The sequence below is a fragment of the Brevibacillus sp. MER 51 genome, assembly GCF_023714195.1.
Taxonomy (GTDB): Bacteria; Bacillota; Bacilli; order Brevibacillales; family Brevibacillaceae; genus Brevibacillus.
This window is the reverse complement of the sequence record NZ_JAMAUS010000006.1, coordinates 1-15,372: the sequence shown is the minus strand read 5'-3', so window position 1 is coordinate 15,372 and position 15,372 is coordinate 1. Positions and strand designations below refer to the sequence as shown.

Annotated in this window: 11 protein-coding genes; 5 read left to right on the top strand and 6 right to left on the bottom strand. The window is 48.5% G+C overall.

Annotated elements, in window-relative coordinates; genetic code table 11:
* Positions 1–134: 134 nt before the first annotated feature.
* The 4 genes from M3630_RS14185 to lplT all read left to right on the top strand — a co-directional run bounded on the left by M3630_RS14185 (position 135) and on the right by lplT (position 5,583).
* Positions 135–1,514: a HAMP domain-containing sensor histidine kinase gene (locus M3630_RS14185; RefSeq protein WP_251252517.1), complete on the top strand. Its 1,380-nt coding sequence runs from the start codon at positions 135–137 to the stop codon at positions 1,512–1,514.
* Positions 1,515–1,533: 19 nt separating this feature from the next.
* Positions 1,534–2,172, top strand: coding sequence for a response regulator (locus M3630_RS14180; protein ID WP_016739593.1), 639 nt, complete (start codon positions 1,534–1,536; stop codon positions 2,170–2,172).
* A 110-nt stretch (positions 2,173–2,282) separates the two neighbouring features.
* Positions 2,283–4,391, top strand: a complete 2,109-nt coding sequence (locus M3630_RS14175; RefSeq protein ID WP_251252516.1) for an AMP-binding protein — start codon at positions 2,283–2,285, stop codon at positions 4,389–4,391.
* A gap of 1 nt (position 4,392) precedes the next feature.
* Entirely contained in the window at positions 4,393–5,583 is a 1,191-nt protein-coding gene (lplT, locus tag M3630_RS14170; protein WP_251252515.1) for a lysophospholipid transporter LplT, read from the top strand.
* Between the two features lie 69 nt (positions 5,584–5,652).
* On the opposite strand, the gene M3630_RS14165 is transcribed toward lplT, so the two are convergent.
* The 5 genes from M3630_RS14165 to M3630_RS14145 all read right to left on the bottom strand — a co-directional run bounded on the left by M3630_RS14165 (position 5,653) and on the right by M3630_RS14145 (position 12,465).
* Positions 5,653–7,596: a bifunctional metallophosphatase/5'-nucleotidase gene (locus M3630_RS14165; RefSeq protein WP_483298469.1), complete on the bottom strand. Its 1,944-nt coding sequence runs from the start codon at positions 7,594–7,596 to the stop codon at positions 5,653–5,655.
* Between the two features lie 198 nt (positions 7,597–7,794).
* Positions 7,795–9,570 (bottom strand): DNA helicase RecQ, encoded by a 1,776-nt coding sequence (recQ, locus tag M3630_RS14160; protein ID WP_251252513.1) that lies wholly within the window; start codon positions 9,568–9,570, stop codon positions 7,795–7,797.
* 394 nt (positions 9,571–9,964) lie between these two features.
* Positions 9,965–10,510, bottom strand: coding sequence for a VanZ family protein (locus M3630_RS14155; RefSeq protein WP_251252512.1), 546 nt, complete (start codon positions 10,508–10,510; stop codon positions 9,965–9,967).
* Between the two features lie 166 nt (positions 10,511–10,676).
* Positions 10,677–11,786 (bottom strand): sensor histidine kinase, encoded by a 1,110-nt coding sequence (locus M3630_RS14150; protein ID WP_173610294.1) that lies wholly within the window; start codon positions 11,784–11,786, stop codon positions 10,677–10,679.
* Complete coding sequence (locus M3630_RS14145; protein WP_016739586.1) at positions 11,776–12,465, bottom strand: response regulator transcription factor; 690 nt, start codon at positions 12,463–12,465, stop codon at positions 11,776–11,778. Before M3630_RS14145 ends, M3630_RS14150 begins: the two co-directional genes overlap by 11 nt.
* 164 nt (positions 12,466–12,629) lie before the next feature.
* Here M3630_RS14145 and M3630_RS14140 point away from each other — a divergent pair, with 164 nt between their 5' ends.
* Positions 12,630–13,397, top strand: coding sequence for an SDR family oxidoreductase (locus M3630_RS14140; protein WP_251252511.1), 768 nt, complete (start codon positions 12,630–12,632; stop codon positions 13,395–13,397).
* Between the two features lie 63 nt (positions 13,398–13,460).
* Here M3630_RS14140 and fumC read toward each other — a convergent pair whose 3' ends face one another.
* Positions 13,461–14,849, bottom strand: coding sequence for a class II fumarate hydratase (gene fumC, locus M3630_RS14135; RefSeq protein ID WP_251252510.1), 1,389 nt, complete (start codon positions 14,847–14,849; stop codon positions 13,461–13,463).
* Positions 14,850–15,372: the final 523 nt, after the last annotated feature.

Below are 15,372 nucleotides of genomic sequence, written 5' to 3'. Positions count from 1 at the left end.
CGAATATTTGGAAAAACCTGCTTGCTGCTTTTTCCCCCTTCTCCCGTTTTTGTCCCGATGATTTATTTTTCCGTTTCCTTTCCCTGGTGTACGATATAATAGATAAATCATGATTGACAGGAGATAGCAAATCCATGATGGTTTTCATCTTGTTTACCATATGGGCATTAGGTCTGTTCGTGCTGTTCACAGACCCGAAACGAACGTCGATCCGCTGGGCTTGTGCGACTGCCTTTGTTGGGGCTGGGGGCTTTATCTCAGGCGTGATTGACGAGACGATCATGCCCTATTTTGCAGATTACCTGGCCGCAAACCCCGGGACCACGAACACCCTGATATTGGCGAGTCGCGTCTCATCCTTTATTTGCCAGGTAGGTTTGCCCTATACGTTTCTCATGTTTGCCGTACACTCAGCTGAATTTTTGCCGCGCAGAATAAAGCTGACGATACAATACGCTGCTCTTCTCTTGCCGCTTGGAATGCTTTGGATAACACCCGTTTATCCCGAGCTGCTTTTTAACTACTGGATTATGGTGGCATGGGTGATTCCGTTTTTTCTGTTCTCCTGTACGCTGCTTGTCGTGCAGTACATGCGAGAAAAAGATCCACTCGTGAAAAAGAACAGCTTTTTCACGAACGTACTCATCATCGTTCCGTTGTTTTTCGTCTTTATTTTCATCTACATCATGCGGATCCAGAACGATTACGAGGCTTGGCGCTACAACATGCTCGTAGTCACGATCCAGTTTATCCTGATCGTTGCCATCAGTTTGAAATACGGCTTCCTTGGCGTCCGTCTCCGCGTGGAGAAAAGACGTCTGGACAGTACCTTGCGTGCCTTGACTTCCGGTGCGCAAATCATTAACCATACGATCAAAAATGAAGCAGGCAAAATCTCGCTGTATGCCGACCGTATCGAGACATATGCGGATGAAACCAACCAGCCATCGCTAAAAGAAGATGCGCTTGTCCTGATGCAATCCTCGCAGCATATGCTGGACATGATGAATCGGATTCAAAACCAACTGAGGGACGTCGAGTTGCGAGAAGAACCATGTGACCCCAGCCAAATCATTGGGCAAGTCACACAAAATCTGACGCCCTATATCCTGAAACAACAGGTAGAAGTCGTTAGTGAATTGGACGAAACACTTCGCTTGCATGGCGATGGCGTACAACTGCGCGAAGTCATTACCAACTTGTGCATGAATGCGCTGGAAGCTATGAAGTCGGGCGGCAAGCTTCATCTTCAGCTATTTTTGTCCCACAAGCATCTCATCATCACTGTCGCAGACACAGGCACAGGCATCACAAAAGAGAACCTGCCTCACGTGCTCGATCCTTTTTTCTCTACAAAAAGGACAGGGCAAAACTTTGGTCTTGGGCTCTCCTACTGCTACAATGTCATGCAAAAGCATCAGGGCCAACTGGAAATCTACAGTGAGCAAGGCAAAGGAACCACCGTTTTCCTGTTCTTCCCGAAAAAGCGCGTCATCACAACCTACTCTGAATAGCGAAAGGACGCAAACACACATGAATCCAATCAGGGTATTTTTAGTAGAAGACGATCCCGTCTGGCGCAAAGGTCTCATTGACTTCCTGAACAAAGAACCGGATCTCACTGTAATAGGGGAAGCAGGGTTCAAAGCAGAAGCAATCGAGCGCTTTTTGCCTGCCAAAGCGGATGTCGTCTTAATGGACATTAACTTGACCGAGAACAATTTGGACGGGATCGAGACGGCAATCGAATTCATGGCACTTCAAGCTGACAGCAAAATCATCATGCTCACCTCTCTGACAGACGAGGCAGTGATCGTGGAATCATTTTCCGCAGGTGCCGTCAACTACATCAGCAAATCGAGCTTCAAGGAAATTCCCGACGCCATCCGTGCTGCTCACAACAGCCAATCTGCCATTCACCCTACGGCGGCTGCGGCACTGCGCAACGAATTTTTGCGTTTGAAAAACGATGAAAACCAAAAGCTGTTATCTCCCGCAGAAAGAGACATCCTACAACTCATCCACCAAGGTCATACGCAGACGCAGATCGAACAATCTCTCCACATCACGAAGCGTACGATCAAAAATCACATCAACCGAATCCTTAAAAAAATGGGCGTCAAAACAAGCAAGGAAGCGGCCGCAAAAGCCAGCCAAAAAAAGCTATTCTAGGTCTTATTACCAGGTACCAATGAATGTTGGTACTTTTTTTACATGCTCCACTCTTTACAATGAAAGCTATAGAGCAACTCTCAATTATCCCTTGTAAAGGTGTGGTCCACATGGCCCTTATTTATTCTTTTTTAAAAGCAATCTTGATGCTGTGGTTTCGTCCTCGTGTGCTTGGACTCTCCAAAATCGATTTGTCGAAGCCATCTCTTATCACTCCCAATCACGTCTCCTTGCTAGATGCGGTACTCCTATCCTTTTGCTTGCCAAAAGAAGCGACCTTTGTCGTCAACACGGAGATCGCCAAGCGGTTTGCGTTTTTCCTCCGCTTCCGCAAGCATATCGCAATCGATCCGCTCAACCCGTACTCCATCCGCCACATGCTCCGCGTCCTTCGAAACGGGCAGACGCTGGTGATTTTTCCAGAAGGTCGGATTACGACGACGGGCGGCATCATGAAAATCTACAGCGGTGTCGGCTATCTCGCGCTACGTACTGGTGTAACGGTTTACCCAATCATTATTAATGGCCTGGAACGTTCGATCTTCTCGTATTTGAAAGGAAAGCTGAAGCTCTCCTGGTTCCCAGATGTGACCATGACAGTAGGCACTCCATTCACCATCGAGCGCGATCCAAACCTGTCGATGCGCCAACAAAAAGCCACGGCCAATGATCGCATCCTGCGTACTCTCCAAGAAGGCTTGTTCGAAAGCCGAATGAAGCAAAACGTGAATCTGTTTGATGAAGTTCTCGAAGCAGCTCGCCTGAATGGTGCAAAAATGGAAATCGCCAAGGACCTGACGTCCGCGATCAACTACAAGACCTTGTTAATCGGCAGCTACTTACTCGGCAACAAATTGCAGCCGATGCTCTTTGGAAAACCGGTTGTCGGTGTTTTCCTTCCCAATTCAGTGGGTCATCTCGTAACGTTACTCTCGTTGTTCCGCATCGGCGCCACTCCAGCCATCCTGAACTTTTCACTCGGGATTCGTTCCCTGCTGGATTGCTGCGAGACTGCTCATATCGATACGATCCTGACATCGCGTGTATTCATTGAAAAAGGAAAGCTGGAGCACATCATCGCAGGTCTTTCACCGAGCATGAAAATTATTTATCTCGAGGATTTGAAAGCATCCGCGACTGCTTTTGATAAAGTGTCTGCACTCTTCTCTTATTTGCGGAAGAAAAAGGCTTCTGCGGCTAGCAACGAGCTGATCCTCTTTACCTCCGGCAGCGAGAGCAAGCCAAAAGGTGTCATCCTGACGCATACGAATCTGTACGCGAATATTCAACAAGTGACCAGTGTGATTGATATTACGAGTCGCGACAAGTTTTTCAATGCCCTGCCTATGTTCCACAGCTTCGGCCTTACTGCGGGAACACTCTTACCGGTAGTGAAAGGCATCCCGGTCTATCTGTATCCAAGTCCGTTGCATTACAAAGCGATTTCCGAATTAGTCTACGACCAAAACGCAACGATTCTCTTTGGAACCTCGACCTTTATGGCTGGTTACGGACGTATGGCCCATCCTTACAACTTCTACACCTTGCGCTACGTATTTGCAGGAGCGGAAAAGCTAAAGGATGATGTGCGCAAGCTGTGGATGGAAAAGTTCGGTGTGCGGATTTTTGAAGGCTATGGGGCAACGGAAACAGCTCCGATCCTGGCGCTCAACACCCCGCTGGCTAACAAACCGGGAACCGTCGGGCGCTTGATGCCAGGGATGTCCGCCAAGCTGGAACCAGTAGAAGGAATCGATGCTGGCGGAGAGCTTTTGGTGACGGGTCCGAACGTCATGAAAGGTTATATGATTCACGGAAAAGGCTTTGTTCCCGCTGAGGAATGGTATCACACAGGTGATTTGGTTACTGCTGACAAGGACGGCTTTCTCAGTATTCAATCCCGCTTGAAGCGCTTCGCCAAAATCGGCGGCGAGATGGTTTCGCTCAATCTGGTTGAGGAACTGGCTATGCAATGCTTTGGACACTCCGGTTTTGCTGCGATCACAGTGAATGATGCGAGAAAAGGTGAGCGTGTCCTGCTATTTACCACAGATGAAACGGTTCAACTGAGCCAATTGCGCGCGTATTTGACGGAAAAACAATACTCGCCACTGCTCATTCCAGGTACGATGCAAGTCATCAAGGCTCTACCACTTCTCGGTAGTGGAAAAACGGATTACGTCAGCCTGAAACAACTGGCCGAAACGGGAGGAAAATGATGTGAACATACGATTAAAGCCACTACAAGCCCTTTACTTCACTCAATTTCTATCGGCCTTTGCCGACAACATGATTTTGTTTGTCATCGCGAATCTGCTGCGGGAGAACGGTTTTTCTCCCGCGATGCTTGCACTCGTATCGATTTCATTCTTTCTCCCTTACGTTTTTCTCGCTCCACTGGTTGGGCCTTTTGCCGACAAGCACGCCAAGTCTATCGTGCTGGTGATCGGCAACCTGATTAAAGCGTTTGGTGTCGTCTTGCTGTTTTTCATTGACCAGTCGAGTATCATCATGCTGATGTTGTGTTACTTCACAGTAGGAGTCGGAGCGGTCGTGTATTCTCCAGCCAAGTACGGAATTTTGCCGGAGCTGACTCGAAATGAAGATGAACTGTTTCATGCGAATGCACGTATCGAAGCCTATACGATCTTTGCGATTTTGACAGGAATCGGTGGTGGTGGAGCCATCGCGAACATGACGGCACCGCTTATCTCGTCTGGAATTTGTCTGCTGATCTATCTGCTGTCGCTCGGTATGACTTTCTTCGTTCCGCGCTTGAGAGGGAATGCATCCATTCGCTATGGAGCAGAAGCACGACGCTTTTTCATCGACTTCCAGCACCTGATGAATCGTCCGGAAACGAGCTTTGCCCTGATTGGAACCGGAGCATTCTGGATGTCCTCTGCTGTCCTGCGCGTGGCCGTTCTGGCCTGGATTCCCCTCGCGCTTGGGATTAACCCGGAGAGCTTCTCTGTGTCACTGATTCTCGCAACGACATCCATCGGAATTATCGCGGGAGCTTTTCTCGCTCCCAAGCTCATTCCTTTGACTCATTTCACCCGATCGCTGACATACGGATTCGGAATGTTTCTCATCATCGTGCTATTTCCCTGGACGAATATCACCTTTGTTGCCATCAGTCTATTGCTTCTCGTCGGGTTTATGGGCGGCGTGTTCATTATCCCGATGAATACCGTTTTGCAGGATGAAGGCAAACGGATGGTCGGTTCCGGAAAAACGATTGCGATTCAGAATTTCATCGAGAATCTGCTGATGGCAGTAGGCTCCGGCATTTACTACCTGATCACCTATATCGGCATCTCCATCTCCGGTGCGATTGTTGGTCAAGGGCTGCTGTTGCTTGGGTTCCTGTTGTACCTGGTGAAGTACCGCCGACGTATCTTGCGTTGACAGATTGGCATCGTTGAAAAAGAAAAAGCCGTGACTACTAGCGTCACGGCTTTTTTGCGTCTATCTATGCTATTTCTTTTGCTGCGTATTGGTTGTCGGTGTACCCGATTTCTCCGCAGCCTTTCTCGCTTCGTTCAGTTGATGATAAAATTCACCTTTTGTTTTGACTGTCGCGAACTTCGCTGCATTGATTTTTGCTTTTGCAGTCAGCTCGGTGATTTCTTCTTTGGTTATCGCGTCCTTGATGTTGATGGAAGCGATATTGGTGTATTTGCCATCTGCCGTTTTCGGAACGCTCAGAATGCCTGCATTGATCAGCTCTACTACGTCCTTGCGTTCAGGTGCAGCGGTGTCCACGCCTGTAATCTTCCAGTTGTTTTGTACTTTTGGCTCGTAAACGCCTTTTTTCACTTCTTTTAGGTACGCAATAGCACGGTTGCGGATCGTACCACCTGTTTCACCGAACGCAGTATTGTCTTTGGAAGACCACAGTTGTTCGAACTTGCGTCCTTCCAACGCGCCACCTTTTGCCTGCAAAGCTTCCATCCGGTATGAGTTCATCCCGAGCTTCAAGGTATCTGTAGCCTTGATCGGTGTCTCATCGAGCTTGCGCAGGTTCGTGATGCGGCTGCCGTATGGCTTGGTCAGGTCGATCTCGTATTTCACGCCACCGAAGAAATCGTTGGTGCTGTATTTGGAAGCGCGGCGTTTTGGATCAAAGCTTACGGTCACGTCACCCGGACGCGTGGAATTGAAGTAGCCCACAGCCCATTCCATATAGTCCTTCAAGTCTTTTCCGGTTACTTTGTATACGGTAATTTCGCCACCTGCGTATTGGTAGTTGTAGGCGATATCCTTTTTCTTGATCGGACCGATATCCAGCTTGGCTTTGTCGTTGTCGATCTGGTGAGCAACCACGTCTGCTTTGCTGTAGTAGAGCATCACTTCATGGAAAAAGTCGGATAGTGGCGTCTCCTGAATTTGGACCGTCGGGATGCCCTCGATCTCGTTTTTCGCTACAAGGTTCATGCCTTTGAGCTCTGCTACGACGATGTTGGCATCAGCACGCGCGAACTCATGGAAAGGCTTGAGCTTGGTCTCCAGCGCTGCATCGGATACTGCTGGTGTGCCATCTGCGCCTTTTACAGGGACCGCAGTGGCTTCCTTGTCAGTCAGCACAAGCTTGCCGTCTTTCTTTTCGAAGGTAAGGTCAATGCGAGAGAGATGCGTACCGTATTTGTCCGGCTCCGTGATCAGGACCCCGTTGATCTCTTCCTTTTTCACAAGCTTGTGCATGTGACCCGCAAAAATCGCAGTCAGTTCTGGAACGGCGTTTGCGATATCTGCTACGCCCGTACCTGGGATTCCGTTTTCATTCTCGATGCCCATGTGCATGAGGCCAATCATGACGTCTACTTTGCCTTCCAGCTCTTTTACGGCTTTCTTGGTTTCTTCTACCGGATTTTTGATTACGAGGCCATCCAGATGATCGGTTCCTTTTTCGAAATCGGTAATCATCGGTGTGTTCATCCCAATGACGCCGATTTTCACACCGCCACGCTCAATGATCGTGTACGCAGGCAAGAAACGCTCGCCATTTTCCTTGTAAATGTTCCCTGCCAACACAGAGCCTTTGTATTGGCTGCTTACCTTGTCCAATACATCGAGTCCAAAATTAAATTCATGATTGCCGAAAGCCCATGCGTCATAATTCATTTCGTTCATCGCGACCATGACAGGAGATTGCGGTTGGTCGTTGAAAAGCTCTGCCGAGTTGTCTTGGATCGAATCGCCTGCATCCAGCAACACGGTGTTTGGATTTTCTTTGCGAATCTCTTTAATCATCGTGAACAATTGCGTCATGCTGCCATTTGGATTCGGGCCATCCAGCGCATAATCCCACGGCATGAATCGTCCGTGAATGTCAGATGTACCCAGCAACGTAATTTTGGTAGGTGTTTCTGCGGCCTTTACCGGTGCGGCGATCCCCATCATCGCACTGCCTAGCATCATGGATGTAAGTGCTACACTGAATAAGCCCTTCGCTAGTTTTTTCATGTTTTCCCCTCTGTCTCTCTTAATCTGTCAATGCCCTCGATGGTGTTGCTCTAATTGTCCTCCTGTTCTATTTTGTATGAAAATTCTGGGTTGCTATTTAACTATAGCAGGCATATGAAAGGAAAAATAGCCAAAAAAGCCGTGACGTACATGTCACGACTTGATCGTTGAATAGTTCTGCAAACACTCCAGAAAGAGTTCTCCGTACTTCTCAAATTTCGCCTCGCCAACTCCTTTGATCTGGAGCATGGCCTGTTTGTCAGTCGGGCAAACACTGCTCATTTCTTTCAAGGTACTGTCTGGGAAAATCACGTACGGCGGTACTTTTTGTCGCGTCGAGATTTCCTTGCGCAATGCTCGCAGGTGCTCGAACAACTCGTCATCCTCTGTCAGCTGCACAGGGCGAATCGAGATTTTTTGCACGACGCGCTCTTCACCCCGCAGAACAGGCAATGCCCGCTCCCCTAGCTTTACGATTGGATATTGGCTCTCCGTGACTTGTAAATAGCCTTCAGCAATGAGGAGCTGGATCAAATCTGCGATTTCTTTTTCCTTGTATTCCTTCATCAATCCGTACGTAGGCAACTGGTCGAAGGAAAACTGGGTGACCTTTTTATTCTTGGAGCCTTTCAGTACCTGCGCGACGAGTGCGGCACCGAAGCGCTCTCTCATACGTTTGACGCAGGAGAAAATCTTCTGTGCTTCGAGCGTGATATCGGACAGCTCGGTCTCATCGGTGCAGTTCCCGCAGCGTCCGCACGCGGCAGCATCAGTTTCACCGAAGTATTGCACGATGTTTTGCTGCAAGCAGCGCGGCGTCCGGCAATAGTCGATCATCGCGTACAGCTTTTTGTACTCCAGCTCCTTGCGTTCGTCCAGCAGTTGATTTTGCTCGATGAAAAACGTTTGGGTCTGGATATCCTGCGGCTGAAACAGCAGAATACACTCACTTGGTTCCCCATCGCGTCCAGCACGGCCCGCTTCCTGGTAATACGCCTCCAGGTTTTTCGGCATGTTGTAATGAATGACGTAGCGCACATTGGACTTGTCGATGCCCATGCCAAAAGCGTTGGTCGCGATCATCGTTCGGACATCATCGAACAGGAATGCTTCCTGGTTGGCCGCACGTTCCTCTTCCGTCAGTCCTGCATGGTATTTGGTCACAGCAAAGCCACGCTTGTCCAAATCTGCATGCAAAGCGTCCACGTCTTTTCTCGTTGCCGCATAAATAATACCGGCCTGCTGCTTATTCGCCCGCAAGTACGCCTGGATGAATTCTCGACGGTTCTCCCCTTTGCGTACAGACAAGATGAGATTGTCTCTGCCAAACCCTGTGATAAAAAGGCGCTCGTCCTGTAATTCTAGCTGTCGCTTGATGTCCTCGGTTACCTCCGGTGTCGCTGTTGCCGTCAAGGCTGCGACGAGCGGACGCTGTGGCAAGGATTGAAGAAAACGGGCAATTGCCAAATAGCTCGGACGGAAATCATGGCCCCACTGCGAGACGCAATGCGCTTCGTCTACTGCCACAAACGAGATCGGAACATCCTGAATCAGATTTTGGAACGTTTCGGATTCCAAACGCTCTGGGGCGATATACAGCAGCTTGTACTCTCCCCGCGCCGCCATACGGAGTCGATCGCGAACCTCGCTATAATCCAGTGAGCTGTTAATTTGGGTGGCGGGAATGCCCATGCTGACCAGTACGTCGACCTGATCCTTCATCAGCGAGATGAGTGGGGAGATCACGATGGTTACTCCTTCTTGGAGCATCGCAGGGACTTGATAGCAGATGGATTTCCCGCCGCCGGTTGGCATGATGCCTACTGTGTCATGTCCGGCCAACAGGCTCGTGATGATTTTCTTCTGGCCTTCTCGGAATGATTCGTAGCCAAAGTACTTTCGCAGAATCTCTTGCGCTTTATTTAACAAAGAGAATCACCTTCTCTTTCGACGGATTTTCAATGGGTTTCTACTAGTGTAAACATAGGGATTGTGACAAAACAAGGGGGGACTGCTGCGTTTGGTCAACATGGTGGAGGGGAAGAAAAAGCACAGTTCTCTTCGACTCTGACACGCCAGCATGGGGGATTGACTGGTCGTCTCCACTTCAAAAAGGGGACCGTCGAGCCAAAGCCACCCTACGGGCGGACGTTTCTCAGGGAAGAAGTGTTCGACAAGCGTGGTCCCCTTTTTGAAGTTCCGACTGGGTAGGCGTTGTCAAGGTCTGCGAGCCCTGTGCTTTTTCTTCTCGCCAGCTTTTTTGTTCATCCCACCTTTTTTAATAATAAAGAAATAAGCACCACAGGGGTGCCTAATAAGTAGCCTAGGAAGAGACTGACAAGATGAATCGTTTTTTCTGTAGAAGCCAAATGAACAAGTAGATCACATACCCAATTATACCGCCCGCTGTATTCAATAGCAGGTCATCGACATCGAATGTTCCGACGTTCATTACGAGTTGTGTCAGTTCCACACCGAGGCTTAGCATCAGAGATAGCTGGATGACTCTGAATAGGGAGCCGGCTTTTTTCGGGAACAAGAGTGGCAGAAGGAAGCCAAATGGCATGAAGGCGATCACGTTGCCTACGAAGTTCACTGCACTGTGCCAGCTTTGGTTATTTCGTATCAATTTGATATAGTTCTCGATTTCGTGAAAGGGCACCAAATTACTCTGGTAGCGTAAGCGCTCCACAATCACAGAGGGATCTTTCCAAATGATTTTACACTGATCCACTAGCAAGCTGCTGTCCAAACTGCCGAATTTAAACAGCAGTACCTTCACGACGAGAAACAAGTAAAGGGCAAACACTGCATAACCTGCAATTACAAGCAGTTCTGTCGGTCTCTCCACTTTTTGCACGTTATCCATTGTCAAACCCTCTCTCCATCAGTTTTTTTGTCACTGTAAAACGTTTGACATCTTCTTTTGGCCCGTCACGACGGAAATGAGCCGCTTGTCATAACCTCATGCAGTCAGGATAGACTTTTCGTTTAAAATTAACGGAAACGAAAGGTAAAGAAAAAGTAAAGCTTTCTCAAATGCTTGAGATTGTACGTGGTAGCCAAACGGTAAAGGTCGTCCATTCATTTGTGCTTTCAACGGAAATGGTGCCTTGGTGCAGATCGATGATGCTTTTGGCGATAGCAAGCCCAAGACCCGAGCCCCCTGTCTCTTTCGAACGTGAGCCCTCCACTCGAAAAAAGCGTTCAAACAAGCTCGATACATATTCAGCCGGGATCGGCGCTCCGTTATTGGCAACGGAAATCGCGACACCTTCTTCTTGCTGAAAAACGCGAATGATAATTTCTGTACCATCGTGTCCGTATTTCACTGCGTTTGAAATGAGGTTTTCCAAAACGCGAACGAGCTTGTCAGTATCTCCCGCCATTTCAATTTTTTGATCGGGCGTATCTACGATTAAACGAAGCCCCGCCTCATTCGCCACGAGCCGAAAGCCGACTGATACTTGCTCAACCAGCTCTACCAAGTCAAACTGCGTTCGCTTCAAATACGCTCCGCGATTGCGGACCTTCGTGTACTCAAACAAATCATTGACGAGCACGTTCATCTGTTTGGCCTTTTCGTAGGCGATATGAGCGTAGTGCTTGAGCTTCTCCTCGTCCTTTTGTTTGTTCTGTTCAATCAGCCCAAGGTAGCCAATGATGGAGGTCAACGGCGTTCGCAAATCGTGAGAAACGTTGGTGATCAGCTCATCCTTCGATTGTTCCAGCCGCCGCTCCTCCTCCATCGCATCCAAGGCGCTTTTGACCAGAGCATGGATGCTATCGACGACTTGGCCCAAGCTGCCGTTTGGACGAATAGAAATCTGGTGATGATAGTTGCCTTTTGCAATGAAATGCAGTTCGCTTATGATTTGTTCCATCTGCTTTTGTTCCAGGTACTTGCGGATACGAACGACCGACCACGCTGCAAACATACCGGTTGCCAACAAAATAATGGGGATTTTAAAAGAGTTGATATCGAAATTGACTCGCATCTTCCAGATGAACTCTCTGATTTCCGGGATGGTGTATAAATAGTTGTTGGCAAAGAAATCGGCCATTTGAAAAACAGCGTAGATGATCATGAGGCCGAGCAGCAAATCGAAAAGGATGCGAATAAAATCCTTGGCTCTAAGCTTCAATTTTATAGCCGACCCCCCAGACCGTCTGTATCACCTTCTCGCCATTGGTCGCCTTCTCCAGTTTTTCCCGCAAGTTGCTGATGTGAACCATTACCGTTTTGTAGGAAACGAAATTCTCCATTTTCCAGCAGCGGTCAAAAATTTCTTCCGAGCTGAATACCCGATTTGGATGACTTGCCAGAAGATGCAGGACAGAAAATTCCAATGCCGTCAGCTTGATCGGGGTGCCTTCTTTTGTCTGAACGAAGTGGCTTTGCTTGTCGATAATCAATGGCCCCGCCTCAATCACATGATCCTGTTTGCTTGCCTGCGTGTAGTTCGACCGTCGCAGGAGAGACTTGACCCGCGCAATTACTTCCAGCGGATTAAAAGGCTTCGCCACGTAATCGTCTGCACCCGTCATCAAGCCCAGGATTTTGTCCATATCATTCGTTTTGGCACTCGCCATCAGGATGGGGATAGTCGAGTTTTTTCGTATGCGCTTGGTAACTTCCAGCCCATCCAGATTGGGCATCATGACATCCAGAATGACGAGATCGATGGGCTTCTGCTCCAGCTTCTCCATCGCTTCCAAACCGTCAAAAGCCTTTTCGATCTCATACCCTTCATTGCTCAAATATATCGCCATCAGTTCTACAATCTCTTTGTCGTCATCTACAATCAAAATTCTCACGGACAAACACCTCCGAACTCATGCGTAGTAGATATAGATAGCATCACTATAACAAGAATTGTTAAAGAAAAGGTAAAGCAAGTAAGACTAACCGCCGAATGAGAGAGCAATATTTCAAACCTCCCCTTGTGTTATAACTAACTTGAATTTCAATCAAGGGAGATGAAACCATGAGTAATTTGAAAGGAAAAATTGCGTTGGTAACCGGAGCAAGCTCCGGGATTGGTCGTGGCATCGCATTACGTCTGGCACAGGACGGAGCATTCGTCGTCGTACACTATGGAAGAAGACAAGAAGAAGCAGAAGCAGTCGTACGTGAGATTGAACGCGCTGGAGGCCAGGCATTCGCAATCGGCACAGACTTGCGTACCCTTGACGGCATTCGTAATTTTTATGCGACATTGGACGAAGCACTGCAGAAGCGTACAGGAGATCATCGTTTTGACATTCTCGTCAATAACGCTGGGATCGGACAAATCTTAACGTTGGAAGAAGCTACCGAAGAATCGTTTGACGAGGTCATGAACATCAATGTCAAAGCACCATTTTTTATGATCCAACAAGCTTTGCCCCGCCTAAGAGAGGAAGGCCGTATCATCAATCTCTCATCCTTTGTGACTCGTGCAGCTTCCCCAAGTGTGTTCACTTACAGTATATCGAAAGGGGCTGTAAACACACTGACGCTAGCCTTGGCAAAGCAACTGGGGAGCCGTCAGATTACGGTAAACGCGATCCTACCTGGCATTATTAACACCGAGATGAATGCTGGTACGTTGCAAAATAATCCGGATGGGCAGAGGTATGCCGCTGGACTTTCTACCTTCAACAGATGGGGAGAGCCTGATGATGTAGCGGATATTGCCGCTTTTCTGGCTTCCTCGGACAGCCGTTGGGTAACCGGGCAATTGATTGATGCAAGTGGCGGATCGCATCTTTAATTGTCTTCAAAAGAATAACCGATGGCCACTACACGGAACCATCGGTTTTGTTTATGAAGCCCCTTATTCTTTTGGATGAATCATTTGTTCAGGGCGCACAACTTGATCGAATTGCTCTTCGGTCAGCAGATTGCTCTTGATCGCCGCTTCCTTGAGTGTAATGCCTTCTTTGTGAGCCAGCTTCGCTACGGCTGCTGCATTTTCATAGCCGATATGCGGGTTCAGCGCTGTCACCAGCATCAGCGAGTTGTTCAGATTTTCTTTGATCACTGTCAGATCAGGCTCGATACCTACTGCGCAATTGTCGTTGAAGGACTTCATCACGTCTGCCAACAATCTTGCGGATTGCAGGAAATTGTAGATGATGACTGGCTTAAACACGTTCAGCTCGAAGTTCCCCTGACTTGCAGCAAAGCCAATCGCAGCATCGTTGCCCATCACTTGGCATACGACCATCGTCATCGCTTCGCTTTGGGTCGGATTCACCTTGCCTGGCATGATCGAGCTGCCTGGTTCGTTCGCCGGAATGATAAGTTCACCGATTCCGCAACGCGGGCCGCTCGCCAGCCATCTTACGTCATTGGCGATTTTCATCAGATCCGCTGCCAGTGCTTTGAGGGCACCATGTACATGAACGAGCTCGTCATGGCTGGTCAGCGCGTGGAACTTGTTTTCTGCGGTCACGAATTGATGGTTGGTTTCCGTGCTGATTTCTGCCGCGACCATTTCACCAAAACGAGGATGCGCATTGATTCCTGTTCCTACCGCCGTACCGCCAATCGCCAGCTCACGCAGGTACTCGTTGCTCTCCTTGATCATTTTTTCGGATTTTTCCAGCATGCGTACCCAACCGCTGAATTCTTGGCCCAGTGTCAGTGGAGTCGCGTCCTGCAAATGCGTGCGACCGATTTTGATGATATCCAGATAGGCTTCGCTTTTTTCTTTCAACGTTGCCTTTAACAGCTGGAGTGCAGGCAGTACTTGCTCCTCGATAGCGACCAGTCCAGCCATGTGCATCGCTGTCGGGAATGTATCATTAGAGCTTTGCGATTTATTCACATCATCGTTGGCATGGATGCGAGCCGAGCTGCCTTTCGCTTCGAGCAATTGGTTCGCGCGATGAGCAATGACCTCATTGACGTTCATGTTGGATTGCGTGCCGCTGCCAGTTTGCCAGACAACGAGAGGGAAATGCTCATCCCATTTTCCTTGAATCACTTCATCTGCTGCCGCCACAATCGCTTCTGCCTTTTCATTGTCGAGCTTGCCCAGCTTTTGATTTGCCAGCGCAGCGCTTTTTTTCAGGATGGCAAACATGCGAATCAGTGGAAGTGGCATTTTTTCTTCGCCGATTTCAAAGTTTTGGAAGCTGCGTTGTGTTTGGGCGCCCCACAGCTTATCCGCCGGAACCTTGATTTCTCCAATCGTGTCCTTTTCAATTCTAAATTCCATCTCGCATCCTCCTCGTTATCAAGCGTTTTCTTATGTAAAAAAGGATAAGGCAGTTCTTCTTTATTAAAATGATAATGATTTTCATTATTGTTAGCAAGGGATGAAGTGTTTTTTGGGGGAAAACTAAAAATATTGCTGTCCTCCAACGGTTGGGATCGGGGGAAGCCCTGCCACATGTCTTCCAGTCTCCTGTATCCTCTCTTCGTTCGGGCGGTCTCCTTCCAGACATGTGACAGTGCTTTCGTACAGCTTATGTGTAGTAGGAGCATTTACAACGTTTGGTAAGTATTTCAGGAAGACTTTATGAGTTCACTCTCAAGAGTGGAAACAAAAGCTACGTAGAAGAAGCGCATTTCCAGTCCAAGCGCCTCTGGAGCCCGACCCAGCTTAGGAAAAAATGGCGGGGAATTTCAGCTTCACTGATATGAACGAGGACTGTCAATAGCATGACGGCCCCGTTTTTTCTTTTTTCTTGTTGCTTTATATGGAGAGGCGGGCGTGGTAGACTGCTCTGTTGCGGTCA